The sequence below is a fragment of the Micromonospora sicca genome, from assembly GCF_003172935.1.
GTDB lineage: Bacteria > Actinomycetota > Actinomycetes > Mycobacteriales > Micromonosporaceae > Micromonospora > Micromonospora sicca.
Genome location: NZ_QGKS01000187.1, coordinates 1 through 25,854, shown reverse-complemented (window position 1 = coordinate 25,854; position 25,854 = coordinate 1). Strand labels below are relative to the sequence as shown.

Here is a 25,854-nt window from a genome sequence, read left to right as displayed (position 1 = left end):
ACACGACCTGGTCATCACGCCGGGTGCCGTCGGTGCGCTCGTGTCCGGCGGCGGGCCGCGACCCTATTCAGTGATCATCAATGTGCCCGTGCTCGACGCCGCGGGCTGGGCGCGGGTGTTCGAGGCGATGTCGGCCCAGGTCGGTCACGTCGCGGCGCTGCTGGCGGGGGATCTCGCGCCGGGTGTCGGCGCCGAGCTCGACCTGCTCCCCGGCGCGGGCGACCTGCGGTGCGTGTGTTCGTGCCCAGACCAGGCCGAGCTGTGCAAGCACGCTGCCGCGGTGTGCTACCTGACTGCCGACCTGCTCGACGCGGACCCCTTCGCGGTGCTGCTGCTTCGCGGACGGATGCGGGACGAGGTGCTCGACGCCCTGCGCGACCGGCGGCAGTCCGCATGGACACCGCCCTCGGGGATGCTGGCCAGAGAGGCTTTCCTCCGCCCGGTCGCGCCGCTGCCGCCGCCCGCGCCGCCGCCTGCTCAGCCCGGCGTGCCGGTGCCTCTACGCGCGGCGCCACCGGCTGCCGCCGGCATCACCAGCGCGGAGATCGCCAGGCTGGCCGCTGACGCCGCAGCCCGCGCTTGGGAGCTTCTGGGCGCCGCTGTCACGGCCGGCGATGTTCTGCTCGGCACGCTTGGCGGCGTTGACCCAGCCGCGGAGGGTCTCGTGGTTGACGCCGAGTTCTCGGCCGATCTCACGCAGTGACCGGCCCGGTGACGAGCGGACCAGCTCAACCGCATCCAGGCGGAACTGCTCGGGGTACTTCGACGGACGGGGCACCAGGACATCCTTCCCCCAGACCACTGTCTGGGCTCAGGGTGTCCGGTCCAGAGGGGGAACCCCGGTCCTTCGTTGTGCCTCCCTGTACGTAGGCAGTAGGTGACCACGACGGACGAAGGAACCGAGCCGGCCGCATGGGGGCTCCGTTGCATTGAGCGTTGGCAAGATCGAGGCAGGCTTGACCGGTGAAGCCATCAACCCGTCCTCGCCCCTGGCTGCCGCCGACGTCGGCGTTCGCCGGGTTCCGGTTCCCGGCCGAGGTGATCGTGGTCGCGGTCCGCTGGTACCTGCGCTACAACCTGTCCTACCGCGATGTGGAGGAACTGCTGGTCGAACGCGGCATCGAGGTCGACCACGTCACCGTCTACCGGTGGGTGCAACGCTTCACGCCGCTGCTGGCCGACGCGGCCCGATTCTGCCGCCACTCACCGCGTGATCGATGGTTCGTCGACGAGACGTACGTCAAGGTCAACGGTGTGTGGCGGTACGTGTACCGGGCAGTTGACCAGTATGGGCAGGTCATCGACGTGCTGGTCTCGGCCCGCCGGGACGCTGATGCGGCCCGGCGGTTCTTCCGTCGTGCCCTGGCCACGCTGAAGGTGACACCCAGCGAGGTGGTCACCGACGCCGCCGCGATCTACCCGGGCGTGCTTGACGAGCTGATCCCGTCCGCGTGGCACCACGTCGAGCGGTACGCCAATAATCCGATCGAGGCCGATCACAGCCGGCTCAAACAGCGGTTAAGACCGATGCGCGGGCTGCGGACCGACAAGACAGCGCAGGTGATCATCGCCGGACACGCCTTCATGCAGAACCTACGACGCGGCCACTACGAACTCGGAATCGACGCCCCACCGGCTACGCGGGTCGCCGCGGCGTTCACCGAACTCGCCCAAGCGATCTGACCGCGGATTCGATACCGGTTCGACACGTCCGCCGATCCCACAATGCAACGGCGCCGGACGAACTCGGCCCAGGCGTTCTCCCACAGCTTGACGATCGCCGGGTACTTGCGGCCCCAGGTCTCGGTGAACGCCCGCATCCGCAAGGCCGTCCGCGCCCGTCGGCACTTCCCGAACGAGGCCGCCGCACTCAAGGGCGTGTACATGGCGCTGATGAGCCTCGACCCGACCGGCGCCGGCCGCCGCCGGTGGACCATGCGCTGGAAGGCACCGTTGAACGCGTTCCAGATCGCCTTCGAGGGCCGGCTCACCCCGTCCAACGACTGACCACCTCAACAACCAAGATCAGCCGTTAACTTGATGCGATGAAGGAGCGGGGCCTCCGCTCCTCGTGACAGTCACCCTGGTCAGGGGTTTCCCTGGGGTTGTCACGACGTACCACGACGAAGGAGGCCCCTGTGGACGAGTATGACGGCCGGCAGTATGTGGGGATAGATCTGCATCGGCGGCGCAGCGTGATCGTGCGGATGACTCCGGACGGCGAGCGGATCGGACCGGTGGTGCGTATCGCCAGCGACCCGGTCGAGTTCGCCGCGCAGGTTGGCTCGTGGGGCGAGGCCCCGGAGGTGGTGTTGGAGGCCACCTATGGCTGGTACTGGGCCGCGGACGTCCTCGCCGACGCCGGCGCCACGGTGCACCTGGCTCACCCGCTCGGGGTGAAAGGCTTCGCCTACCGGCGGGTGAAGAACGACGAGCGTGACGCCGCGGACCTGGCCGACCTGCTACGCATGGGCCGCCTGCCAGAGGCGTGGATCGCGCCGCCGCAGGTGCGGGCGTTGCGGGAGTCTGTGCGGCATCGGGCCAAGCTCGTCGCGTTGCGTTCCGGGCTCAAGGCGCAGGTCCACGCCGTGCTCGCCCGGCAGGGCGTCACCCTGGCGCCCTCGGACATGTTCGGCGCGGCCGGCCGGCGGCAGCTCGACGAGCTGCGGCTCGATCCACCGTTCCAGGCCCGCGTGCTGTCCCTGCTCCGGCTGATCGACGCGTACACCTTCGAGATCGACCAGGTCGGCAAGCGGATCAGCGCCGAGTTGAAGCACCACGCGGGGTTCTGGGCGGTCCAGGCACTGCCCGGCGTGGGCCCGGTGCTGGGCGCGGTGTTCGTCGCCGAGATCGGCGATGTCACCCGGTTCACCCGTCCGCAGCAGCTGTGCTCCTGGGCCGGCATGACACCCCGGCACCGCGAGTCGGACACGAAAGTCCACCGTGGGCGCATCACCAAGCAGGGCAACAACCTCGTCCGCTGGGCCGCGGTCGAGGCCGTCCAGCGCGTCCACCACGGGCCCCTCGCCGCCACCAAGGCCCGGCTCGCTGCCCGGCGAGGCAACAACATCGCCAAGGTCGCCGCCGCCCGCGAACTACTCACCCTCGTCTTCTACGGCCTCCGCGACGGACACATCCGCTGCCTGGCCACCCGACTTGCATGAACACCCCCAGTCCCGGCGCGGCCAGGCGCGAGGTCGTGGTCTGTCTGACCCCCCTCCGGCGTGGTCGAGTGATTTGATTGACCCCGCCTGGCCGCGGCCGTTTCACTTCATGCCACCAGGGCAGACCCGCGTGGCGAAGGAATGACCGGCACCGGGACCTCCCGGCTTGTCAACTCGTCCACATTATGGACGGTGAAGAACACGGCCACACCCCCACAACTTCACCAGCTGAGCGTGTGTCTCCCGGCGCACCGATTCTGCGCCGCACGGGATCGGCGTCAAGACCAAGCCGCTGACGCGGTCGACCTCCGGTCGAGCCTTGACCCCTACCCCTTACCGGCGTTTGCCTGCACCGAGCCGGGAATCAGCACAAACCGGTCGCAGCAGTCCGACCAAAAAGGGTTGACACGGCCCCACTCCTTCAGGAATGACAGACCCCCGCGCAACGCCGCCCTCTACCGCATCGCCCTGACCCGATCACGCTGCGACCAACGCACCCGCGACTACCTCGACCGACGCACCGCCCAAGGCCTCACCCGCCGCTAAGCCATCCGCTGCGTCAAACGCTACGTCGCCCGCGAAATCTACAACCTGATCCGACAGCTCAACCCCACCACCGAGTTTCCCCGAACAGCTTGACAAACATAGGGGCATCGGCACCGCCCCGACACCTACGGGACGGATCAGGCGGGCCGCCTGGCGAGCGTGCCGAGGACCGGTAGGGGAAGGTGCATGGTCACCACCCAGTGCGGCACGTCGACGATCTCGGAGATGACGAGGTCGCCGGTCAGGCTGCAGAGCAGGTAGGCGTCGACCGGGGCGATGCCGGTGCGGGCGACCACGATGTCGACCATCCCGCGGGTCGCGTCCCGGGCGCAGCGTTGCAGGTCCGGTCCGATCCCGGTGGTGACGAGCGCGTCTCCGGAACGGTGCCCGGGCCGCGCCTGGAGCACCGGGAACGGCGGAGCGGCGCCCGGCACTACCTCGACCGAGAGTCGGACGACCGACGCGGTCTCGACCCCTGTGCCGCAGACCTCCCCGTCGCCCATGGCCGCGTGGGTGTCACCGAGGGACAACAGCGCACCCTCGACCGCGACCGGCAAAAGGACGGTGGAGCCGCGGGAGAGGTGGCGGATGTCCATGTTCCCCCCGAACCGGGTGGGGGGCACGAGCGAGTGCGGGCCGGGAGTCGCGTGGGCCACGCCGAGGGTGCCGATCATGGGCGTCAGCGGGAGGCACGCGCCGATGTCGACCTCGACCTCGTCGCCACGCACACGGGAGAGCACGAGTCGCGGGTCGGGAAAATCCTCGGCGAGTAGCCCGAAGCCCGGGATGTTGGCAGTCCATCCCCAGTCCTCGAGGGCGATGTCGAGGATGGTGACCTTGAGCCCGTCCCCCGGAGCCGCGCCGCGCACGTAGATCGGCCCCGTGACGGGATTGACCCGGGTGAAGTCGAGGGCGAGTAGGTCGGCGTCTCGCGAACCCGGGTGCAGCTGCCCGCCGGAGGAGTTGGCGAGCTCGACCTCGAGCTCCTGCCCGGACTCGATGTACGCCGCGGGTTCGATCCGGGAGTCCCAGCTCAGATGGTGCCGGTCGCGGCTCAAACGCATGGGCGCTCCCTGTGTCGTATGGGCGGGCGGCTCGTGCCACAGCACGAGGGTGTCACCGACGAAGTCCGTATACAGAATGCGGGATGAGTATGCCGCGGATCCAGCGACTGGGGGAGAGCCACCAGTCCCTCGCCGAGGCGGTCTGCGCCGAACTGCGCAGCCGTATCCTGTCTGGAGCATTGGCTCCCGGTCAGCGCCTGGTCGAGGAGGCGCTGGCGGCCACCTTCGGCGTGTCGCGCAATCCGGTACGCGAGGCGCTGCGTGTGCTGGCCGCCGAGGGCTTGGTCGAGGTCCTCCCGCGCCGAGGGGCGACCGTCTCGCTACTCACCGCCGAGGAGGCGCAGGAGCTCTTCGATCTGCGCCTCGCCGTAGAGGGGGTGGCGGCGCGGATCGCGGCGCGTAAGCGCAACCCGGACGGGCTGCGCCGGCTCGAGGAGGTGCTGGCGCAGGCGCGCGCCAGCACGAGGCGAATGACCTGGATCAGGTGGCGTCCCTCAACACCGCGTTCCACGTGACGGTGGCGCAGGCGGCCGGCAACGCCTACCTCGAGCTCGTCGCCGCGCCGGTGCTGCAGCGTGCTCAGTGGGTCTTCCTGCGGACGGCCGCCAAGCGGGCCCCGCACTCGTGGCGGGAGCACGCAGCCGTGCTGGAGGCGATCACGTCCGGCGACGAGGACGCCGCCGAGGCCGCCGCGCGCAGCCACGTCGCGGCGGCGCAGGAGTCCTTCCTCGCCGCGATTGCGAAGCTACGCACAGGCACTGAGCACTAGGGACGTCGCGCTCGTTACGCATTCGTTACCTTATCCGCCCAGTGCCGTGTGACATACTGTATACAGTCGACGAACTACTGGCAGCCCGCGTCGTCCTACCCCTTGGAGCCCCCATGCGCCTACGGTTGCTGTCTCTCCCCCTCGCGCTGTCCCTCGCACTGCCCGCCGCGGCCTGCTCCACACCCGGCGGTGGTTCCGGCGGGGCCGGGGACGGTACGGTGAAGACCGGCGGGACGGTCGTCTTCGCCCTCTCGGACGAGCCCGACGTGCTGGATCCCACGCTGGCCAACACCTTCGTCGCCCGGGTCGTCTTCACGAGCTTCTGCGAGAAGCTCTACGACGCCGACGACAAACTCAATCTCGTCCCTCAGCTCGCTGCGGAACTGCCAAAGGTGTCCGCCGACGCTCTCACCGTGACCATCCCCCTGCGCAAGGGCGTCACCTTCAATGACGGCACCCCCTTCGACGCCGAGGCGGTGAAGATCTCGCTTGACCGGCACCGGACGCTGAAGGGGTCGGCGCGGGTGAAGGAGCTCGCAGCCGTGAAGACGGTGACGGCACTGGATCCGGCGACGGTGCAGATCACGCTCTCCCGCCCGTTCAGCCCGCTCGGCGCCCAGCTCGCCGACCGGGCTGGACTCATCATGTCGCCAACGGCGCTGAAGAAGCTTGGGGACAAGTTTGGCACCAGCCCGGTCTGCGTCGGCCCGTTCAAGTTCGAGAGCCGCACCTCGGGCAGCGAGATCCGCTTCACCAAGTCGACGAACTACTACGACGCGGACAAGGTGCACCTAAGCGGCGTGACCTATCGGATCGTCTCCGACCCGAACGTCCGCGCCGCGAACCTCCAGTCCGGAGACGTCCAGGCGGCGGAGCGCCTGGCGCCCACCGATGCCCTGCAGCTCAAGTCCAACCCGGACGTCACGCTGCGCGACATCAGCGCCATCGGCTACCAGGGGCTTTCCATCAATGTCGGCAACGTGGCCGGCACCGCCGCGCCGGCCGGCCGGGTCAACACCCCTCTCGGCCGCTCCCCGCAGCTGCGCGAGGCGCTGGAGCTGAGCCTGGACCGCGATGCCATGAACAAGGTGGTGTTCGCCGGGCAGAACGCCGTGGATTGCCTCCCGTTGCCGTTGCAGAGCCGGTTCCGGCCCGCCGACGCCAAGTGCACGCCGTACGACCCGGAGAGGGCACGGCAGATTGTCGAGGCATCCGGCGAGAAGCTGCCAATCCCGGTGAATCTGCTCGTGCCGGCACGGCCCGCCGACCAGAAACTCGCCGAGGTCATCCAGTCGATGGCGAAGAAGGTCGGCTTCGACGTGCGGATCCGCCAGTCGGAGTTCGTCTCCTCGCTCGCCGCGGCGCGCGCCGGTGACTTCGACGCGTTCCTCATCGGGTGGTCCGGGCGCATCGACCCTGACGGCAATCTGGGCGACCTGGTCGGCACCGGCGGGTCGAACAACTTCGGCGGGCTGAGCGACCCCGCGTTTGACGACCTGATCAAGCGCGGGGCGCAGGCGAGCGACGACGCCGAGCGCCAGAAGATCTACACGGAGGCGTTGGCCCGCAACGCGCAGCTGCGTTCGATCATCTACCTCTACCACGAGCGCTGGTTCCTCGGGCTGTCCTCGAAACTCACGGGCGTCGTGTACCCCGGCGACGGAATCGCGCGGTTCAAGACAGCCGCGTTCACCGGCTGACGGACCACGGTTTTAACCGAGGGAGACACCGACGTAAATGGGTCAATTCATTCTCCGGCGTTCGCTCGCCTCGCTGATCGTGCTGTTCCTGGCCAGCATCATGGTCTTCCTCGGCATCCGGGCGCTCCCCGGCGACCCGGCACTGGTGCTAGCGGGCGAGAGCCCGGATGCCGCGACCATCGCCGCGATACGGGAGCAGTTCGGCCTGGACGCCCCGCTGCCCGTGCAGTACGCGAACTACGTCGCACAGACGTTCCAGGGAAACCTGGGGATCTCCACCAAGGACCGCATCCCGGTCGCCGACATCCTGGTCGAGCGCCTGCCCGTCACGCTGGAGCTGACCTCCCTGGCCATTCTCGTGGGCCTGGCCATCGGCGTCTCGGCGGGTATCGCCTCGGCGGTGCGGCGCGGTCGATCGACCGACTACGTCGCGACCGGGCTCGGTCTGTTCGGGCTCTCGGTGCCGCATTTCTGGCTCGGTCTGATCGCGATCCTCGTCTTCGCCGTCAAGCTGCGGGTGCTGCCCGCCTCCGGCTTCGTAGGCCTGGGTGAGGATCCGGTGGAGAACGTTCGCCGAATGGTGCTACCGGCACTCGTGCTCGGCACCGGGCTCTCGGCCGTCATCATGCGCCAGACCCGGTCGGCGCTGCTGGGCCAGCTGTCCGCCGACTACGTGCGCACGGCGCGGTCGAAGGGGCTCAGCCGGAGCCGCGAAATACGCCACGGGTTGCGCAACAGCCTGACCACGGTGGTCACCGTGCTCGGCCTGCAGCTGGGCGCGCTCATCAGCGGGGCGGTGGTGACCGAGCAGATCTTCGTGATCCCGGGATTCGGCAAGCTCACCGTCGATGCCGTGCTGTCCCGCAACTACCCGGTCATCCAGGGCGCCGTATTGGTCACGGTGACCGGCTACGTGGTGGTGAACCTGCTCGTCGACATCACCTACGCGTACCTGAATCCCCGCCTCCGCCTGTCGGGAGCATCGGAATGAGCAATCCTTTCAACCCGCCGACCATCGCCGGCGCGGCGGAGGCCGGTTCACCGGAAGCCGCCGTGCTCGAGCCGGCACGGCGCTGGCGACGGCTGCGCCAGCGGTTCCTGCGCCGCCGGATGGCCATCATCGGGCTCGCCTTCGTGCTTCTGTTCCTGCTGCTCGCCCTCATGGGTCCGCTGGTCGCCGGCGATCCCAGCGAACAGCACTTCGATGCGGTCCTGCAGGGTCCGTCCTTCGCCCATCCCATGGGCACGGACGATCTGGGGCGCGACGTGTTCGCTCGGATAGCGGGAGGCGCGCGGGTATCGCTGCTCGCCGGGGTCTGCTCGACCGCGCTGGCGATGCTCGTCGGGGTGCCCGTCGGACTTGTCGCGGGGTTCTACCGTGGTTGGGTCGATCCGATCATCATGCGGCTCAACGACGTCATGCTGGCGTTCCCCTTCCTGATCTTCGCCGTCGGGCTCGCCGCCATCCTCGGTGCCTCGCTGCGCAACGTCATCATCGCCCTGGCGGTGGCGCAGTTCCCCGCCGTGCTGCGCATCGCCCGCGGCGAGGCGCTCATGCTCCGGGAGCAGGACTTCCTGGCCGGAGCCATCGCCGACGGGACGCGCGACGCCGCGATCATCGCCCGCTACGTGCTGCCCAATTCGCTCAACGCGCTGATCGTCCAGGCGACGGTGGCGATTCCCGCAGCCATCATCGGGGAAGCCACCCTGAGTTTCCTGGGTCTGGGTGTCCAGCCACCGACACCCTCGTGGGGAGTCATGCTCACCCATGCCCAGCCGTACCTTGCCCAGGCACCGCTGCTCGCGCTCTTCCCCGGCCTCGCCATCGCCCTCGTCACCCTCGGGTTCAACCTGCTCGGCGACGGTCTGCGCGACGTACTCGATCCAAGGAGTGGACGTTGAGCCTGCTCGAGGTGGAGCACCTGCGCGTGGAGTTCGCCACGGAGGACGGCGCGGTCATCGCCGTCAAGGACGTCTCGTTCACGCTCGAGGCGGGCGAGATCCTGGCGCTGGTGGGGGAGTCGGGGTGTGGCAAGTCCGTGACCGCCATGTCGATCCCGCGCCTGCTGTCCGGGGATGACCTCACCCTCGGCGGCTCCGTCCGGCTCAACGGCGTCGACCTCGCCGCCCTGTCCGAGCGGCAGATGCAGGAGATCAGGGGCAAGGAGATCTCGGTCGTCTTCCAGGAGCCGATGACGTCGCTCAACCCGGCGTACACGGTGGGGCACCAGATCGGTGAGGTGCTGCGCCGGCACGAGGGCCTGTCCCGGCGGCAGGCCACGGCTCGGGCGATCGACCTGCTGGAGCTCGTGGGGATCCCGGACCCGCGGCGGCGGGTGCAGTCCTTTCCGCACCAGCTCTCCGGCGGGATGCGGCAACGCGTCATGATCGCCATAGCGGTAGCGTGCCAACCCAAGGTGCTCCTCGCCGACGAGCCGACGACCGCCCTCGACGTGACGGTGCAGGCGGGGGTCCTGGACGTCATTCAAAACCTCCGGGACAGCCTCGGCACCGCGGTCATTCTTATCACCCACGACCTCGGTGTTGTCGCGGACGTCGCCGATCGGGTGGTTGTCATGTACTCCGGTCGTCGGGTCGAACAGGCCCCGGTCCAGGCGATCTTCAGCCGGCCGCAGCACCCCTACACGGTCGGGCTCCTCGGGGCGCTGCCCGCCCGGGCGGTTACCCAGGGGGGCAGGCGCCGGCTGACCGAGATCCCGGGCATGGTGCCCCCGCCGACATCCGACCCCGACGAGTGCCAGTTCCACTCCCGCTGCCCGCGAGCGACGAGCGCCTGCACCCTCGAACGCCCGCCGCTGGGCGAAGTTGCCGACGGCCACCTGGTGGCCTGCTATCACCCTGGACCGGGAGGTCACAGTGCACGGTGATGATGACTCCGCAGTCCTTGAGGTCACCGGCCTGAAGAAGCACTACCACAGCGGGTCGAGGTTGCACGGTGGCCGGCACGTGGTCCGCGCCGTCGACGGCGTCGACCTGACCATCGGCGCCGGAGAGGTGCTTGGTCTGGTCGGTGAATCCGGCAGCGGCAAGTCGACGATCGGCAAGTGCGTGGTCCGTCTCACCGTACCTACCGCCGGGACGATGCGCCTGCTGGGCCGGGACATCTCCTCGCTCAGCCGGCGCGAGATGCGACCGCTGCGGCGCGACGTGCACATTGTGTTCCAGGATCCGTACTCTTCCCTGAACCCGCGCATGTCGGTCGGGGAGATCGTCGGGGAGCCGCTGCGCCAGCACGGTGAGGGCACGCGCCGGGAGCGCGACGGGCGCGTGGGGGAGATGCTCGAGCGGGTCGGGTTGCGCCAGCAGATGCGCCTACGCTACCCGCACGAGCTCTCCGGTGGGCAGCGGCAGCGCGTCGCGCTGGCCCGCGCCCTGATCCTGGGACCGCGGCTGGTCGTCGCCGACGAGCCGGTGTCCGCCCTCGACGTCTCGGTGCAGGCATCCATCGTGAACCTGCTCCTGGACCTGCAGCGGGACATGGGATTCTCCTGCCTGTTCATCACCCACGACCTGTCCGTCGTGGAGTTCATCAGCGATCGCGTCGCCGTGATGTACCTGGGACGCATCGTGGAGACGGCGTCGCGTGCGGACCTGTTCAAGGATCCCCAGCATCCCTACACCCAGGCCCTGCTCTCGGCGGCTCCGGTGGCGGACCCCGCGAGCAGCCGCAGATCGAGCAGGATTGTGCTCACCGGTGACGTACCGAGCCCGTCGGCGCCGCCGCCGGGTTGTCCGTTCCACACGCGGTGTCCTGTGGCGGTGCCGCGTTGCTCCACCGAGGTCCCGCCGTTGGTCGGGGTGACCTCGGCGGAGCACCCCGTCGCCTGCCACCTCGTGACGCCGGAGGACGGCGGACCCGACGCGTCACAGGGAGAGGTCACCAGTGTTCACCACCCGTCCTGAACTCGTCGGCGACTTCGGCATGGTCGCCAGCACGCATTGGCTGGCCTCGGCGACGGGCATGAGTGTGCTCGAGCGCGGAGGCAACGCGGCCGACGCGGCGGTCGCGGCCGGATTCGTCCTGCAGGTCGTCGAGCCTCACCTCAACGGGCCCGGCGGCGAGGTGCCGATCCTGCTCTGGTCGGAGGAGACCGGGGAGGTGTCGGTCATCTGCGGGCAGGGGGTGGCACCGGCCGCGGCGAGCGCCAGCCGGTTTGTGGGGCTGGGCCTGGACCTCGTGCCCGGTACCGGCCTGCTGCCCGCCGTCGTGCCCGGGGCGTTCGGCGCGTGGCTGCTCCTGCTCGAGCGGTGGGGGTCGTGGCGCCTGCGCGAGGTGCTGGAGCCCGCGATCCATTACGCCGAGAAGGGGCACCCGCTGCTCGGTCGCGTATCGGAGGCGTTGACGACCGTCGAGGAATTCTTCCGCGCCGAATGGCCCACGTCGGCGGCGACATGGCTGCCCGGGGGTAGGGTGCCGCGCGCCGGTGAGTCGTTCGCCAACCCGGTGCTGGCCCAGACCTACCGCAGGATCGTGGCGGAGGGTGAGGCGGCCGGAGGCCGCCGCGAGGTGCAGATCCGGGCGGCGCGCGACGCGTGGTACCGCGGCTTCGTGGCCGAGGCGATCGGCGCGTACTGCGCACGGGCCGAGGTGATGGACACCTCGGGTCGCCGGCACGGCGGGCTGTTGAGTGCCGACGACCTGGCCGCCTGGGAACCCACCCTCGAGCCGCCCACCACCTTCGACTATCACGGTTACACCGTCTGCAAGACCGGTCCATGGGGTCAGGGGCCCGTCTTCCTCCAGCAGCTCGCCCTGCTGGCCGGCTACGACCTGGACGGCATGGCTCCGCTGTCGGCCGACTGGATTCACGCCATTGCGGAGTGCGGCAAGCTGGCCTTCGCGGACCGTGAGGCGTGGTACGGCGACCCACGGTTCACCGACGTCCCGCTGCGGGAACTGCTGAGCGCGGCGTACGCCGACGAGCGGCGAGACCTGATAGGTGAGAGCGCATCGTTCGAGCTCCGCCCGGGAAGCCCTGCCGGGCGAACGGCACGGCTGCCCGCGTACCCACGCTCGTCATCCTCGTCCCACAGTGCGGCGGGGGTAGGCGAGCCGACCATCGCAGCGGACGGGGAAACCCGCGGGGACACGTGTCACCTGGACGTGGTCGACCGCAACGGCATGATGATCTCGGCTACCCCGAGCGGCGGGTGGCTGCAGAGCTCGCCGACCATCCCGAGCCTGGGATTCTGCCTGAGCACCCGAGGCCAGATGTTCTGGCTGGAGGAGGGGCTGCCAGCGACTCTGCGTGGCGGTGCCCGTCCCCGCACGACCCTGACCCCGTCCTTCGCGCTCCGTGACGGACGGCCGTGGATGGCGTTCGGTACGCCGGGTGGCGATCAACAGGACCAGTGGTCTCTACACCTCTTTCTCAACGTGGTGCATGGCCGGATGGGCCTCCAGGAGGCGATCGACGCCCCAGCTTTCCATTCGACGCACGTGCCGAGCTCGTTCTATCCACGCGACGCCGAGCCGGGACACGTGTACGTGGAGGAGCGAGTGGACCCCGCGGTCATCGCGGAGCTGCGACGGCGAGGGCATGAGGTACGCGTGGTCGACGGGTGGTCGCTGGGTCGGCTCAGCGCGGTCGCGCGCGAGGGAGGCTGGTTCAAGGCGGCCGCGAATCCGCGCGGCGGCCAGGGCTACGCGGTCGGACGCTGAGCGCCCCCGGTGACTCTCACTGATGCCCTGATGCTCGCCGCCGCCGGCTTCCTCGGCGGAGGGGTCAACGCGGTAGCGGGCGGCGGATCCCTCATCTCCTTCCCCACGCTGCTCGCCGCCGGCTATCCGAGCGTCACGGCCAACGTCACGAACACGGTCGCGCTGTGGCCCGGATATCTCGGCGGGACGATCGGCTACCGCACGGAGCTTGCCGGGCAACGGGAGCTGGGGGCGGCGCTGTCAGCGACGGCGGTCGCCGGAGCGGCCGTCGGCTGCGGCCTGTTGCTGACGACCTCATCCGAGGTGTTCTCCGCGCTCGTTCCACTGCTAGCCTGATTCGTCAGCACATCGGACATGTCCGCGGTACGTGGGCCGGTCCGGCCTGGCAAGACTCCGCAGGATGAGGCCCCGCCTCCGCCAACTTGAACACCTCACCGGCCAGAAGGTCACCCTCAACCCCAGCCCGGACCTATCCGTCGCAGTCTGACACCACCAACGACGCCGAAGCCCCGCTCCTCTCCGCTTCGCCGGGCGCTACCGCCTGCCCCCTCACTGACCGATTTTCGAGTCAGTCGTCGGCCAATCTGGCGAGGCTGCCGAGGGGAGTGGGCGTGGCGATCGGACGGTCCGCGAATGCCCGCATGTCCGAGTCAACGGCAGCACGTCCAGTGTGTCGAGCGGTCAGGCATACCGTCGCGAAGCCGCACACGCGGCCCTGGCACCAGCCCATACCGGGGCGGACGAGCAGTTTGACGGTACGGGGGTCAGTCGCGCCCAATTCGTCTACCGCCCGCCGGAGGCTGCCGGCGGTAACCTCCTCGCATCGGCACACCAGGGTCTCGTCGTCGACATCGTCGAGCAGCGCGTCCGGAATGGAGTAGACCCGGTGCATGACCGTCGCGAATTCGCGCAGCGCCCCCCGCCGCCTTCTCAGCGGCACGTCGTTTCGGACGGGAGTGGCGTCGAGCGACCGGGCGACGGCGTACCCGGCGATCATGCCTTCGACCGACGCGAGGTCGGCCCCGCCGACGCCGGTGGATTCCCCAGCGGCCCAGACTCCCTCGACGGTCGTCTGCTGGTTGTCATCGACGTCGACGATCAGACTTGAGTCGACGTCCATCCGGGTCGCGCAGCCGAGTTGCAGATGCAGCTCCAACTGCGGGGTGAAACCCCAGCCGACGGCGAGCAGATCGCAGGCCACAGATCGTTCCGTATCTGCCAGCGGTCGTCCGTCCCTATCGAGCCGGGCGACGACTACACCCTCCAGCCGATCGTTCCCGAAGGCTCGAATGACGGCGTGCCGGTGTCGAACGGCGACACGGTGCCGGAGGAGTGCCACGCCGTACGTCGCCGCCTCGCCCAGCTTGTTGATCGCGCCGAATACCGCCCGGGGCGAGCGGGTGAACGCGAGAGGCGTGTTCGCTTCGATGACCGCTGCGACCCGGGCGCCGTAGCGGGCGAGGCCGACGGCGACCGGGAGGAGGAATGGGCCGGTTCCGGCTACCACCACCGTCTCGCCAGCGACGACAAGGTGGCCCTTCAGCAGCGATTGCACCCCACCGGCTGTCATGACACCAGGTAGGTCCCAGCCGGGGAACGGCAGTTGCCTGTCGTACGCGCCGGTGGCGAGGACGAGTCGGCGCGCGTGGATGGTGACCGGCGGCTGCGCATCACGCTGGCGGGGTTCCGCGCCGACGTTGCAGTGCAGCGACCACCGGTCATCGGCCTGCGCGATCGACCAGACGTGATGTCCGGCGAAGCGGACGGCCCTCCCGGCCGACGCCAGTGCGCTCAACCTGGTCGTGGTGTCGGTGAAACGGCGCCACGAATGGTGCAGCGTATTCGGCTTGAACGTGCCAGCGCCGGGGGCCGGCGACCGCCAGTACTGTCCGCCGGGGCCAACTCCGGCGTCGATGAGCGCCACGGTCACTCCCGACTCGGCCGCAGCCAGCGCCGCCGCGAGGCCGGCGGGTCCGGCTCCGACGACCGCGACATCGAACGCGTCCTGGTTCACCGCCCGGTTCCTTCCTGGGTGCGCACCTGGTCACCCGGTTGAGCTGGCACGAGGCAGGCCCGCAGCGAAGGTTGTCCGTTGACGGTGACCAGGCAGTCGAAGCAGATGCCTATGCCGCAGAACAAGCCACGGGCGCGCTGGCCCTGGCGTGTGGTTCGCCAGGACCGGATGCCGGCGGCCGTAAGGGCCGCACCAACCGTCCAGCCCTCTCGGCACGGGATGGGCGTGCTGTCAAAGGAGATCTCGAACTGGGAGGGAGTGGTCACGCGGCAACCTCCGTACCAAATCGGTCGGGCCGGAACGGATGCAGGTCGATGTCGGGCGGGGCACCGATCAGCGTCTGCGCGATGAGCCGGCCAGTACCAAGGGAAAGCCCGATCCCGGCTCCCTCGTGCCCGCATGCGTGGTAGAGGCCAGGGGCGCGCGGGTCCGGCCCGATCACCGGGAGGTGGTCGGGGCAGTAGGGCCGGAATCCGCGGTAGGCGCGCATCACCGCGACGTCGCCGAGCATGGGAAACAGCCCTACGGCACCGGCGGCGAGCTGCCGAAGAGCGGGTAGAGAGATCGTACGGTCGAAGCCCACCCGTTCCCGGCTGGCGCCGATCAGCACCGTGCCCGCGCGGGTTCCCTCAACGACCGTGGAGGTCTGCAGGGCGGCGGAGTCGCTGGCCACGTCGGCGACGTAGTCGGCGAAGTACACCTTGCGCCGGATCAGCGGGGGCAGTGGCTCGGTGACCAGGATGAATCCCCGGCGCGGCGCCACCGGCACCCGGACCCCGGCGAGACCGGCGAGTTCCCCCGCCCATGTGCCGGTCGCGTTGAGGACGGCACCGGCGGAGATCTCGCGTCGCGGCGTGCGGACACCGGTGACCCGGTCCCCGCGGCGCAGGTAACCGGTCACCGGTTCGTGGGGCAGCACGCTGGTGCCGGACAGGCGGGCCAGCCGGAGCAGGTGCGCCGCGGCGAGCATCGGTTGTACCTGCAGGTCCTGGGGGTACAGGCAGCCGCCGGCGAGGTCGTCGGCGAGGTGCGGTTCATGCTCGCGTAATTCGTGGCGGGGTACGGCGACGGCCTCTATGCCGAACGCCCGTTGCTCCCTCGCCAGTCGCTCCAGGCTGTTCAGAATCGTGTCGCTCGAGGCGACCACGAGTCCACCCTTGAATTCCAGCTCCACCGCGGAGCCGAACGTCCGCCCATCCAGGGGTAGGTCGGAGAGTTCGCGCCATTGGCGGTTGGACAGCAGCGCGAGGTCGAGTTCGGGGCCCGGTTCCTTGTCGGAGACGAGAATGTTCCCCTCGCCGGCGCCGGTCGTGCCGCTGACGATCGGCCCGCGCTCGATGACGGTGACCGACAGGCCCTCGCGTGCCGCGTAGTAGGCGCACGCCGCCCCGACGATCCCGGCGCCGATCACGACGAGGTCGGCGCTCGCGGTTGTCGTCATGGCGTGAGGGCCTGTTCGGTGATGACCTCGAGGGCGCCGGTCGCGGGGTGCGGGCGGATCTCGCGGTCCGTGCGCGCACAGGCCGTTAGAGCGGGCGGGACGGGGAGCTCGTGGCTGCTGCCGGCGAGGGGCCTGTCCGGGGGTTCGGCCATGTACTGCTCCTGTGGTGGCGACGTCTCGACGTCATTGACCAAGCCGTTGTAGTGTGACATTGTACTGATACTCCAGTCGAGGGGGCCCGGGGTAAGAATCCGTCGAGGTCGTCGACATCCCCCACAACCTAGTGAGGTGCCCGTGTCAGGAAATCCACGGTCGAAACCCGCAGCGGCCTGACCGTCGAAGTGCTCAACACCGACTTCGAAGGGCGGGTGCTGCTCTGCGACGCGCTGACGTTGGCGGCGCAGGAGGCCCCCGACGTCATCATCGACGTCGCGACGTTGACCGAGTCCTGTGTCGTGGCCCTTGGGCCCGCCGTCGCGGGCCTGTTCAGCAATGACGACGACCTCGCTGACCGAGTGCTGGGCGCGGCCGACAAGGCGGGCGAGCCGGTGTGGCGGCTCCCGCTCGACGAGCGCTACGCCGACCAGGTGCGCTCCGAGATCGCGGACCTGAAGAACTTCCCCGGCACCAAATACGGGCGAGCGATCACCGCTGCCCTGTTCCTCTCGCGATTCGTCCCGCTGCAGACGGCCTGGGCACACCTGGACATCGCCGGCCCTGCGTGGAGCGACCGTCACGGAGGCCTCGGCGCCACCGGCTTCAGCACAGCGACGTTGCTGCGATTTCTCGAATCCACGGCGCAACAGCCGATACAGACGTTCCGCCCACCGGCGCGCGCCGCGGCAGCCTCGGCGCGCGACCGACACGACAACAACGGGGACTGAGGCCCGCCCGCGACGACTGTCGGGCCCTCAACATCAACGATGGGAGCAACTATGCAAGCGCGACAGAAGCCCTGGCACGGCGTGCTGGTGGCCACGGCGCTACCGATGGACGACCGGCTCGGGGTCGACCTCGACCGTTACGCCGAGCACGTCCGGTGGCTGGCCGCCGAGGGGTGCGACGGCGTGACCCCGAACGGATCGCTGGGGGAGTACCAGACCCTGACCGATAGCGAGCGCCGTTCGGTCGTGCGTGCGGCCGTGGACGCGGCGCCGGACGGCTTCACCGTGATGCCCGGCGTCGCCGCCTACGGCGCCGCCGAAGCGCGGCGGTGGGCAGAGGACGCCGCAGAGGCCGGCTGCGCCACGGTGATGCTCCTGCCACCGAACGCGTACCGCGCCGACGAGCGTGCTGTCATCGAGCACTACCGGGAGGTCGCCAATGCCGGCGTACCGGTGGTGGCCTACAACAACCCGATCGACACCAAGGTTGACCTGACGCCGGCTCTGCTCGCGCGGCTGCACGGGGAGGGTCTCATCGTGGGCGTCAAGGAGTTCACCGGTGACGTCCGCCGGCTCTACCAGATCGCCGAGCTGGCGCCGGACCTGGATGTTCTCGCCGGTTCCGACGACGTCACCCTGGAACTGGTCCTCGCCGGGGCCCCCGGATGGATCTCCGGATACCCTAACGCGTTGCCGCGTTCCTGCGTGCAGATGTTCAACGCCGTCGCCGCGGGCGACCTGGCCACGGCGCTGCCGCTTTACCGTCTGCTGCACCCGCTTCTGCGTTGGGACTCGAAGACCGAGTTCGTGCAGGCGATCAAGCTGTCGATGGACATCGTCGGGCGCTACGGCGGGCCGTGCCGGCCACCGCGAGCGCCGCTGACCGACGAGCAGGAACGCATCGTTCGAGAGGCCACCGAGAAGGCGGTCGCTGCCGGATGCCGGTAGCGGAAGGGCAGTAGTCAATGCGCAGCACACATGTCTTCCACGCCGTCGACTCGCACACCGAGGGCATGCCGACCCGGGTGATCACCGGCGGCGTCGGTGCCATCCCCGGCAACTCGATGTTCGAACGCCGCCAGTATTTCCTCGACAACCTCGACCACATCCGCACGCTGCTGATGTACGAGCCGCGCGGGCACTCGGCGATGAGCGGGGCCATCCTGCAGCCGCCGACCCGCCCGGACGCCGACTGGGGCGTGTTGTACATCGAGGTGAGTGGGTGCCTCCCGATGTGCGGACATGGCACCATCGGGGTGGCCACGGTGCTGGTAGAGACGGGCATGGTGACGGTCACCGAACCGGTCACCGAGATCCGGCTCGACACCCCCGCCGGGCTGGTCGTCGCCGAGGTGGCGGTCCGCGACGGGCACGCCGAGTCGGTGACGCTGCGCAATGTCGCGTCCTACGCGCACGAGATGGACGCGACGGTCGAGGTGCCGGGCCTGGGCCCGGTCACCCTCGACCTCGCGTTCGGCGGCAACTTCTACGCCATCCTCGGGCTGGACCAGCTCGACATCGCGTTCACGCCCGGGGATGCCAAAGTCCGCCAGCGGATGCTGGACGCAGGTCTGGCCATCATGGACGCGGTCACCGAGCAGCTGAACCCGGTGCATCCGGAAAACCCGGAGATCGCCGGCTGCCATCACGTCTACCTGGCTGCACCCGGATCGGACGCCCGACACTCGCGGCACGCGATGGCGATCTATCCCGGCTGGTTCGACCGCTCACCGTGTGGCACGGGCACCTCGGCGAGAATGGCCCAGCTGCACGCGCGGGGCGAGCTGCCGCTGGACACCGACTTCGTCAACGAGTCGGTCATCGGCAGCCGGTTCATCGGCCGGCTGCTCGGTCAGACCATGATCGGCGACCGGCCGGCGGTGCTGCCGGCGGTCACTGGGCGGGCCTGGATCACCGGCACCGCCCAGTACTTCCTCGACTCCACCGACCCGTTCCCCGCCGGCTTCCTGCTGTAGCCGACGCCTGCTGTCATCAACGTTTGGAGTTCATCGTGTCCATCGTGCAGTCCGCATCTCCGCAGAAGCCAGACGACGTCGTCGTGTCGGTGGCCGAGGCGACCGCTGGCGATGTCGCGAAGGCCGCCCGGCTCGCCCGTGACGCGCAGCGCGGATGGGCTGCCGCGACTCCCGCCGAGCGGGCGAACGCGCTACATGCGGCGGCGGACGCGGTGGCGGCCGCGGCCGACGGGTTGACCGCGCTGGCGGTCCGTGAGGTGGGCAAGCCGGTCGCCGAGGCGCGCGGGGAGGTGGCCCGTTCCGTGGCCATCCTGCGGTACTACGCCCAGCAGGTGTTCGACCCGGTCGGCGCAGTGCACGAGTCGAGCAGCGGGGCGGGGCTGGCCTACACCCGGCGTCGCCCGCGGGGACTGACCGGCCTGGTCACACCGTGGAATTTTCCGCTGGCGATCCCGCTGTGGAAGGCCGCGCCGGCACTGGCCTTCGGCAACGGCGTTCTGCTCAAGCCGGCACCGCAGGCCACGGCCTCCGCGTTGCGACTTGCTGAACTGCTCACGCCGCATCTGCCCGAGGGGCTGCTCGCCGTGCTGCCGGGCGACGCCGAGGCCGGGCAGGCGGTCATCGAGGCGAGTGACGTGGTCTCCTTCACCGGGTCCGCGGCGGTCGGCTCGATCGTCGCGTCAGCCGCCGCCGCCCGCGGCGTCCCGGTGCAGTGCGAGATGGGCGGCCAGAACCCGTCCGTCGTGTTGCCCGACGTCGACGTCGAAGCCGTCGCGCGACAGGTCGCCTACGCCGCCTTTGGCTACGCAGGGCAGAAGTGCACCGCCACCAAGAGAGTGATCGTGGTCGGTGACGCGGCGCGGTTCGCCGACGCGCTGGTCGCCGCGACGGAAGCCCTGGTCTGCGGTGACCCCGCCGATCCCACCACCACCGTCGGACCGGTCATCGAGCAGGGGGCGCGGGACCGGGTGCTCGACGCGAGCCTCGGCGGCGCGGCCGCTGGCGGTCGGGTGCTCACCGGCGGCCGTGCAGGTACGGGCGCGGGCTGGTTCGTCGCGCCGACGATCGTCGACAACCTGCCGGTCGATCACCTGCTCCTGCGGGAGGAGGTGTTCGGGCCAATCTGCGCGTTGACTCAGGTCGATAGCGTCGCCGACGCGCTGGAGGCGGCCAACAACGTGCGGTACGGGCTGGCTGCCTCGGTGTTCACCGCCGACCTGGACGCCGCGCTGCGGTTTGCCGACGGGTCGGCGGCCGGCCAGATCAAGATCAACGCTCCAACGACCGGCGTTGACTTCTACCTTCCGTTCGGCGGGGAACGCGATTCCAGCCTAGGCCCGCGGGAGCAAGGCAAGGCGGCGCAGGAGTTCTACACTTCCCTGCACACCGTCACCGCCGCTGCCCCCGTCCGCGCATGAGTACCAGCGACCGGCCGCGCCGGCCTCGGGGACAACCGAATGAGACTCAGCGGTGATTTCTCTGCCGATGATCGACGCGACCGCCATCCGGCGGGCGCTGCCGATGGCGGCCGCGATCGACGTGATCGTGGCCGCGCTGGTGGCCGGGCTCGACCCCGACCAGGCGGCAGCGCGCAGTATCTCGGACTTCACTGCGGGACAGGTGCTGTCGATGCCGGCCGAGGTTGGAGGTCGGGTGGGGGTCAAGCTCGCCACCGCCGCGCCGGGAAATCCCCGTATCGGGCTGCCCCGCATCCAAGCCGTCTACGTGCTGATGGATGGAGCGACGCTGACGCCGATCGCGCTGCTCGACGGCACCGAACTGACCAACCTCCGCACGCCGGCGGTATCCGCCGTGGCCGTGGACCGACTGGCAGTGCCGCAGGCGAACCATCTCGTACTCTTCGGAACGGGACCGCAGGCATGGGGTCACGTGGAAGCGGTGCGTGCGGTTCGTCCGATCAGCCGGGTGAGTGTCGTGGGCAGAGACGGGCATCGCACGAGAGCATTCGTGGAGCGTCTGCGCGGACTCGGCCTCGACGCCGCACCGGGGACCGCCGCGGCGGTGGCCGGTGCCGATGTCATCGCCTGTTGCACCACGGCGCGTGAGCCGCTCTTCGACGGTCGACTGCTGGCCGATCACGCCGTGGTGGTTGCGTGCGGCTCTCATGAGCCCACCGCGCGCGAGGTGGATACCGAGACGGTCCGGCGCAGCGTGGTCGTGGTCGAATCGGTTGCCTCGGCATGCGCGGAGGCGGGCGACGTCATCATGGCGATGGCCGAAGGTGCGGTGGCCCGGACGGGGTTGGTGGGCCTGGCCGCGTTGGTAGGCGGCGAGACCGCCACCGCCGGGCCGAGCCTCTTCAAAAGCGTCGGCATGGCCTGGGAAGATCTGGTTGTCGCGTCAGCCGTGTTCGATACTTCCGCATCTCATGTGCGGCCGCAGGAAGGTGCATCATGACCGAGTCGTTGGACCTGCCGTTTTTGGAGGAGCGGCCCAGCGTGCGTGGCCGGGTTGCCCACGCCCTGCGTGCCGCGCTCGTTGCCGGCCAGATGCGACCCGGCGAGGTCTATTCCGCGCCGACCCTCGCCGCGCAGTTCGGTGTGTCGCCCACCCCGGTCCGGGAGGCGATGCTCGACCTGGTCAAGGAAGGCCTCGTCGAGACCGTGCGCAACAAGGGTTTCCGGGTCACCGAGTTGTCCGACCAGGAACTGGACAACATCACGGAGATACGGCAACTGATCGAGGTGCCCGCGACCGTCAAGGCGATCGACATCGCGACCGCTGACGACCTGGCGCGGCTACGGCCGATGGCGCAGCGGATCGTCGACGTGGCGCAGGAGAGGGACCTCATCGCATACATCGAGCACGACCGCCGTTTCCATCTGGAACTTCTGTCACTGATGGGCAATGCGCACCTGGTCTCGCTGGTCGGCGAGCTGAGGGCCCGGTCCCGGCTGTTCGGGCTCACCCGGCTCGCCGAGAGCGGCGAGCTGGGCACCTCGGCGTTGGAACACATTCAGATGCTCGACCTCATCGCGGCGAAGGACCGCTCGGGCCTGGAACGGTTGATGAAGGCGCACATCGGTCACGTGCGCGGCAGTTGGGCAGGTCGGGACGAGGAACCCCGACGCCGATAACCGCGAGTCGGCCGGATACCTCCCGACCGGCCGGCGCTGTCGGCGCGCTCTTGTTCGCGACCGGTTGTCACGACGAGGGTCGGTTCATCAGAGCACCCCGGCGATGTTTGTCGCCGATGCTCGCTCCGCGCGTTCGCTGGTCGTCCTGCCCCCGGGCACGGCGCCCGGCGACCGCGATGCCATGTGATCGAACGGAGGAAACAATTGCTCGCCCTGTCGGCGCTTGTCCTTCCCGACCGGGATCCACCCGCTGCCTTCATCGCTGATGTCCACGCCGAGAGCGCCGGCTTGCGTACGGTGTGGACCTACGACCACCTGAGCTGGCCGGCGCTGAAGGAGCGGCCGTGGTACGCCAGTGTTCCGCTGCTGGCCGCCGCCGCGGTTGCCACCACTCGGGTGCGGTTGGGTACCCGGGTGGCGACGCCGAACTTCCGGCATCCGGTCACGTTCGCGAAAGAGATCATGACGCTCGACCGGATCAGCGGTGGGCGGCTCGACGTCGGGGTGGGCGCGGGCACCGAAGGCCCGGACGCGACGGTTCTGGGGGATGTTTCACGGGATCGCCGTGAACGGACCGAGCGGTTCGCCGAATGGATCGGCCTGCTCGACCATCTGCTCACCCACCACGTCACCACGGTCAGGGGAGAGCGTTTCAGCGCCGTCGACGCGCGGCAGATCCCCGGCTGTGTCCAGCATCCGCGGGTGCCCCTGACGGTTGCCGCCGCAGGCCCCCGGGCGGCGGCGGCCCGCGAGTACGGTGTCCTGGTGCACCCGGACACGTTCGAGGTGGACCTCCTCGCCACCGCACGGCTGCGGAGCGCGGAGCCGGTCGGATGACCTCCCCCGGCAGCCTGACCATCGTCAACGCGGCCATCTTCGACGGGGTGTCGGCCGAGTTGACCGACGGACCGATCCACGTCGTCGACGGAACCATCGTCGACATCGGCGGGGCACGGCAGCCGGCCGAGCGGGTGGTCGACGCGCGTGGCGGTACCGTCATCCCAGGCCTCATCGACGCGCATTTCCACGCCTACGGCACCGACCTGGACCTGCTCACGTTGGAGTCCAGCCCGCTCAGTTACGTCGCGCTGGCCGGCGCCCGACGCCTCGCGTCCGCACTCGGACGGGGGTTCACCACCGTACGTGACGTGGCTGGAGGAGATCCTGGCCTGGCCAAGGCCATCGCGCAGGGCCTCATCGCGTCGCCGAGGTACCTATACACCGGCCCCGCGCTGTCGCAGACCGGCGGGCACGGCGATTCCCGCCCGGGCGACCTGGACCTGTGCGCGTGCGGGAGCCACATCGCGGAGATCGTGGACGGAGTAGACGCCCTGCGCCGTGCGGTACGCGACCGCTTCCGGCGGGGCGTCCACGCCACCAAGATCATGGCTTCGGGCGGAGTCGTCTCACTAACCGACCCGATCCGCATCCCGCAGTACTCGCCGGAGGAGATCCGCGCGGTGACCGACGAGGCGACCCGTCGCGGCAGTTACGTCGCCGCGCACGCCTATTCGCCGGAGGCGATCGCCCACGCCGTGGAGAACGGTGTGCGCACCATCGAACACGGCAACCTCCTTGACGCGCCCACGGCCAAGCTGATGGCCGAGCACGGTGCGTTCCTCGTGCCCACCCTGGCGGCGTATGACGCGATGGACCGTCGCGGCGAGGAACTCGGACTCGCTCCGATCTCCCAGGCCAAGAACCGCGAGGTACTGGACGCCGGCCGGCGGGCGATCGAGTGCGCCCGGGCCGCGGGCGTACCGATAGGCTTCGGAAGCGACCTGATGGGTGTGCTCGAGGACGAGCAACTCACCGGGCTTCGACTCCAGGTCGAGGTCGAAGGGCCGCTGGCGGCACTGCGCTCTGCGACCTCGGTCAACGCCGAGATCATCTGCCGTGAGGATCTCGGCCGCGTCGAGGTCGGTGCTACGGCCGACCTCGTGATCCTAGACGGAAATCCCTTCGACGAGCCGTCGGTGCTTTGGGCGGGCCCCGAACGTCGGACAGTCATCCAGAATGGGAGCCTGAGGTAGTCCCGGCGAGTCGGGCACTAACCTTCTCGACCGTCTAGCAGGGCGCTGAGGGCCCCGTGTTTGCGGCCGGCGCGCTACCGGGCCGGCTCAAGGATGGGGGAGCGGATTGGGAGCAGCAGGGTGCACTGAACGGCGCGCAACTGCACTCAACAGCGTTGAACTGCTCTGAACGGCAATGGCCCGGACCTGCGGTTCGACGTTTTGGCTGCTCAAAGGCGCTGTGGCGTCCCGTTTCACACCGAAGAGGTCACTGGTTCGATCCCAATATCGCCCACCGTAAATATTTGCAGCTAGGAAGCCCTGCCCTTGCCGGAAACCTCGTCCGCGCAGGTCAGGCGGCATGTCGGTACTCGTAGAGGATGCCGCCGAGGCGATCGCGTCGTCGTATGTCGAGGCGGGTTATCTTGTTCGGATCGGCGACCAGCGCCGGCAACGGGTACAGCGGGCGGGCGTTGGCGATGCCCTGATGCGGGCGGTGTCCGTTGTAGAACTGTTCGAACTCGCGCAGCGCGTGGAGCAGGTGCCGCTGGCCCCGGATCAAGGTGCGGTCCAGTAGTTCGCGACGGCAGGTCTGTACCCAGCGTTCCATGATTGAATTCATTCTTGGCATCTGGATGCCGCTGAGTACGACGTCGATGCCCGCGTCGGCGAGGATGGCGTCGAACATCTCGGGGAACTTGCCGTCGCGGTCGCGGATTATGAAGCGTGCCCGGCAGCCGGTGTCCTCGAGGTCCATGATGAGGTTCTTCGCGGCTTGCACCACCCAGGAGGCGGTCGGGTGCGCGGTGGCTCCCAGGATCCGGATCCTGCGGCTGGCGTGCTCGATCGCCGCGAACACGTACATCCGTGTCCCGGTGAGGGTGATCGTTTCCAGGAAGTCGCAGGCCAGCAGGGCGTCGGCTTGGGAGCGCAGGAAGTCGGCCCAGGTACTGGCCGCCCGCTCGGGCGCCGGGTCGATCCCGGCCTCCTGCAAGATCTCCCACACGGTCGACGCGGCCATTTTTACCCCCAGCACCAGCAGTTCGCCGTGCAGACGCCGGTAGCCCCAGCTGGGATTTTTCCGAGCCAGGCGCAGCACCAGGGCACGGATGGAACGAACCGTGCGCGGCCGGCCCGGGCGCTTGGGCCGGGAGGCAGCTGCGTGCCGGCGGGCCAGCAGATCGCGATGCCAGCGCAGCACCGTGTCGGGGCGCACTAGCAACCGCAACCGCCGCAGCACGTCGCGCGGCAGCCGGTGCAGCAGGACCGCCAGGAACGCCCGATCGCTCGCGTCGAAGCGCACTTTCTCCTTGCCCAGTTGGCGCTCCAGCATCGTGATCTGATGGCGCAGGGCAAGGATCTCCACGTCCTTGTCCCAATGCCGCGTAGCCTAAGTTGATCATGGAGTTTGGTGGCTGAGCTTGTAGAGCCGGATCGTGGCGGGTCTGTCGTGGCGGACGCCGCCTGGTTCGTCGGGTTTCTTGACGCGGTACTGGTTGTGGC

General features: G+C 69.3%; 22 protein-coding genes and 4 pseudogenes. 20 read left to right on the top strand and 6 right to left on the bottom strand.

The features are described 5' to 3' along the window. Positions 1 to 127: 127 nt before the first annotated feature. Positions 128 to 280 (top strand): annotated as a pseudogene (locus tag DKT69_RS41030) (SWIM zinc finger family protein); the annotation flags it as partial. 219 nt (positions 281 to 499) lie between these two features. Here the strand turns inward: DKT69_RS41030 and DKT69_RS41025 are convergent. After that, the gene (locus DKT69_RS41025; protein WP_161557814.1) at positions 500 to 778 is read right to left on the bottom strand and encodes a transposase; all 279 of its coding nucleotides are present in this window, start codon (positions 776 to 778) and stop codon (positions 500 to 502) included. 215 nt (positions 779 to 993) lie between these two features. On the opposite strand from DKT69_RS41025, the gene DKT69_RS11330 reads away from it, so the two are divergent. The 3 genes and pseudogenes from DKT69_RS11330 to DKT69_RS11315 all read left to right on the top strand — a co-directional run bounded on the left by DKT69_RS11330 (position 994) and on the right by DKT69_RS11315 (position 3,164). Continuing rightward, complete coding sequence (locus DKT69_RS11330; RefSeq protein WP_109801578.1) at positions 994 to 1,683, top strand: IS6 family transposase; 690 nt, start codon at positions 994 to 996, stop codon at positions 1,681 to 1,683. 120 nt (positions 1,684 to 1,803) lie between these two features. Continuing rightward, a pseudogene (locus DKT69_RS11320) lies at positions 1,804 to 2,007 on the top strand (transposase); the annotation flags it as partial. Between the two features lie 131 nt (positions 2,008 to 2,138). After that, positions 2,139 to 3,164, top strand: coding sequence for an IS110 family RNA-guided transposase (locus tag DKT69_RS11315; protein WP_109801520.1), 1,026 nt, complete (start codon positions 2,139 to 2,141; stop codon positions 3,162 to 3,164). Positions 3,165 to 3,847: 683 nt separating this feature from the next. Here the strand turns inward: DKT69_RS11315 and DKT69_RS11310 are convergent. Then, on the bottom strand, positions 3,848 to 4,774 hold the full coding sequence (locus DKT69_RS11310) for an acetamidase/formamidase family protein (RefSeq protein WP_109801519.1): 927 nt from the start codon (positions 4,772 to 4,774) through the stop codon (positions 3,848 to 3,850). Between the two features lie 83 nt (positions 4,775 to 4,857). Between DKT69_RS11310 and DKT69_RS41020 the strand changes: the two are divergent. From DKT69_RS41020 to DKT69_RS11265, 8 genes and pseudogenes are all read left to right on the top strand, one after another. Next, positions 4,858 to 5,543: pseudogene (locus DKT69_RS41020) on the top strand (GntR family transcriptional regulator). A gap of 218 nt (positions 5,544 to 5,761) precedes the next feature. Then, positions 5,762 to 7,243: an ABC transporter substrate-binding protein gene (locus tag DKT69_RS11295; RefSeq protein WP_161557812.1), complete on the top strand. Its 1,482-nt coding sequence runs from the start codon at positions 5,762 to 5,764 to the stop codon at positions 7,241 to 7,243. Between the two features lie 37 nt (positions 7,244 to 7,280). Next, on the top strand, positions 7,281 to 8,234 hold the full coding sequence (locus tag DKT69_RS11290) for an ABC transporter permease (RefSeq protein ID WP_109801515.1): 954 nt from the start codon (positions 7,281 to 7,283) through the stop codon (positions 8,232 to 8,234). Further along, complete coding sequence (locus DKT69_RS11285) at positions 8,231 to 9,145, top strand: ABC transporter permease (protein WP_109801514.1); 915 nt, start codon at positions 8,231 to 8,233, stop codon at positions 9,143 to 9,145. The genes DKT69_RS11290 and DKT69_RS11285 overlap by 4 nt, the downstream gene beginning before the upstream one ends. Further along, positions 9,142 to 10,131: an ABC transporter ATP-binding protein gene (locus tag DKT69_RS11280; protein ID WP_109801513.1), complete on the top strand. Its 990-nt coding sequence runs from the start codon at positions 9,142 to 9,144 to the stop codon at positions 10,129 to 10,131. Before DKT69_RS11285 ends, DKT69_RS11280 begins: the two co-directional genes overlap by 4 nt. Then, positions 10,121 to 11,167: an ABC transporter ATP-binding protein gene (locus tag DKT69_RS11275; protein ID WP_109801512.1), complete on the top strand. Its 1,047-nt coding sequence runs from the start codon at positions 10,121 to 10,123 to the stop codon at positions 11,165 to 11,167. Before DKT69_RS11280 ends, DKT69_RS11275 begins: the two co-directional genes overlap by 11 nt. Beyond that, on the top strand, positions 11,148 to 12,926 hold the full coding sequence (locus tag DKT69_RS11270) for a gamma-glutamyltransferase family protein (RefSeq protein WP_236647690.1): 1,779 nt from the start codon (positions 11,148 to 11,150) through the stop codon (positions 12,924 to 12,926). Before DKT69_RS11275 ends, DKT69_RS11270 begins: the two co-directional genes overlap by 20 nt. 9 nt (positions 12,927 to 12,935) lie before the next feature. Beyond that, positions 12,936 to 13,262, top strand: a complete 327-nt coding sequence (locus DKT69_RS11265; RefSeq protein WP_201749586.1) for a TSUP family transporter — start codon at positions 12,936 to 12,938, stop codon at positions 13,260 to 13,262. Positions 13,263 to 13,494: 232 nt separating this feature from the next. On the opposite strand, the gene DKT69_RS11260 is transcribed toward DKT69_RS11265, so the two are convergent. From DKT69_RS11260 to DKT69_RS11250, 3 genes are read right to left on the bottom strand one after another with little or no spacing between them, the layout of a single operon-like run. Further along, entirely contained in the window at positions 13,495 to 14,940 is a 1,446-nt protein-coding gene (locus DKT69_RS11260; RefSeq protein WP_109801510.1) for an NAD(P)/FAD-dependent oxidoreductase, read from the bottom strand. Next, positions 14,937 to 15,206 (bottom strand): (2Fe-2S)-binding protein, encoded by a 270-nt coding sequence (locus tag DKT69_RS11255; protein WP_201749595.1) that lies wholly within the window; start codon positions 15,204 to 15,206, stop codon positions 14,937 to 14,939. Before DKT69_RS11255 ends, DKT69_RS11260 begins: the two co-directional genes overlap by 4 nt. After that, positions 15,203 to 16,381, bottom strand: coding sequence for an NAD(P)/FAD-dependent oxidoreductase (locus DKT69_RS11250; RefSeq protein ID WP_109801509.1), 1,179 nt, complete (start codon positions 16,379 to 16,381; stop codon positions 15,203 to 15,205). The genes DKT69_RS11255 and DKT69_RS11250 overlap by 4 nt, the downstream gene beginning before the upstream one ends. Before the next feature lie 323 nt (positions 16,382 to 16,704). Between DKT69_RS11250 and DKT69_RS11240 the strand changes: the two are divergent. The 8 genes and pseudogenes from DKT69_RS11240 to DKT69_RS11205 form a co-directional block, all read left to right on the top strand. Further along, positions 16,705 to 17,265 (top strand): annotated as a pseudogene (locus DKT69_RS11240) (hypothetical protein); the annotation flags it as partial. Positions 17,266 to 17,316: 51 nt separating this feature from the next. Next, positions 17,317 to 18,213: a dihydrodipicolinate synthase family protein gene (locus tag DKT69_RS11235; protein ID WP_109801506.1), complete on the top strand. Its 897-nt coding sequence runs from the start codon at positions 17,317 to 17,319 to the stop codon at positions 18,211 to 18,213. 17 nt (positions 18,214 to 18,230) lie between these two features. Further along, positions 18,231 to 19,241: a proline racemase family protein gene (locus DKT69_RS11230; protein ID WP_109801505.1), complete on the top strand. Its 1,011-nt coding sequence runs from the start codon at positions 18,231 to 18,233 to the stop codon at positions 19,239 to 19,241. Between the two features lie 35 nt (positions 19,242 to 19,276). Then, on the top strand, positions 19,277 to 20,659 hold the full coding sequence (locus DKT69_RS11225; protein ID WP_201749585.1) for an aldehyde dehydrogenase family protein: 1,383 nt from the start codon (positions 19,277 to 19,279) through the stop codon (positions 20,657 to 20,659). Positions 20,660 to 20,711: 52 nt separating this feature from the next. After that, complete coding sequence (locus DKT69_RS11220; RefSeq protein WP_236647688.1) at positions 20,712 to 21,659, top strand: ornithine cyclodeaminase family protein; 948 nt, start codon at positions 20,712 to 20,714, stop codon at positions 21,657 to 21,659. Beyond that, entirely contained in the window at positions 21,656 to 22,339 is a 684-nt protein-coding gene (locus DKT69_RS11215; RefSeq protein WP_109801502.1) for a GntR family transcriptional regulator, read from the top strand. Before DKT69_RS11220 ends, DKT69_RS11215 begins: the two co-directional genes overlap by 4 nt. A 183-nt stretch (positions 22,340 to 22,522) precedes the next feature. Further along, positions 22,523 to 23,176: an LLM class flavin-dependent oxidoreductase gene (locus tag DKT69_RS11210; protein ID WP_255420196.1), complete on the top strand. Its 654-nt coding sequence runs from the start codon at positions 22,523 to 22,525 to the stop codon at positions 23,174 to 23,176. Beyond that, a complete protein-coding gene (locus DKT69_RS11205) occupies positions 23,173 to 24,372 on the top strand; it encodes a metal-dependent hydrolase family protein (RefSeq protein ID WP_109801500.1) in 1,200 nt (399 codons plus the stop codon). The genes DKT69_RS11210 and DKT69_RS11205 overlap by 4 nt, the downstream gene beginning before the upstream one ends. A 331-nt stretch (positions 24,373 to 24,703) precedes the next feature. Here the strand turns inward: DKT69_RS11205 and DKT69_RS11200 are convergent, their stop codons facing one another. Next, a complete protein-coding gene (locus tag DKT69_RS11200; RefSeq protein WP_236647687.1) occupies positions 24,704 to 25,717 on the bottom strand; it encodes an integrase core domain-containing protein in 1,014 nt (337 codons plus the stop codon). Between the last annotated feature and the right edge of the window lie 137 nt (positions 25,718 to 25,854).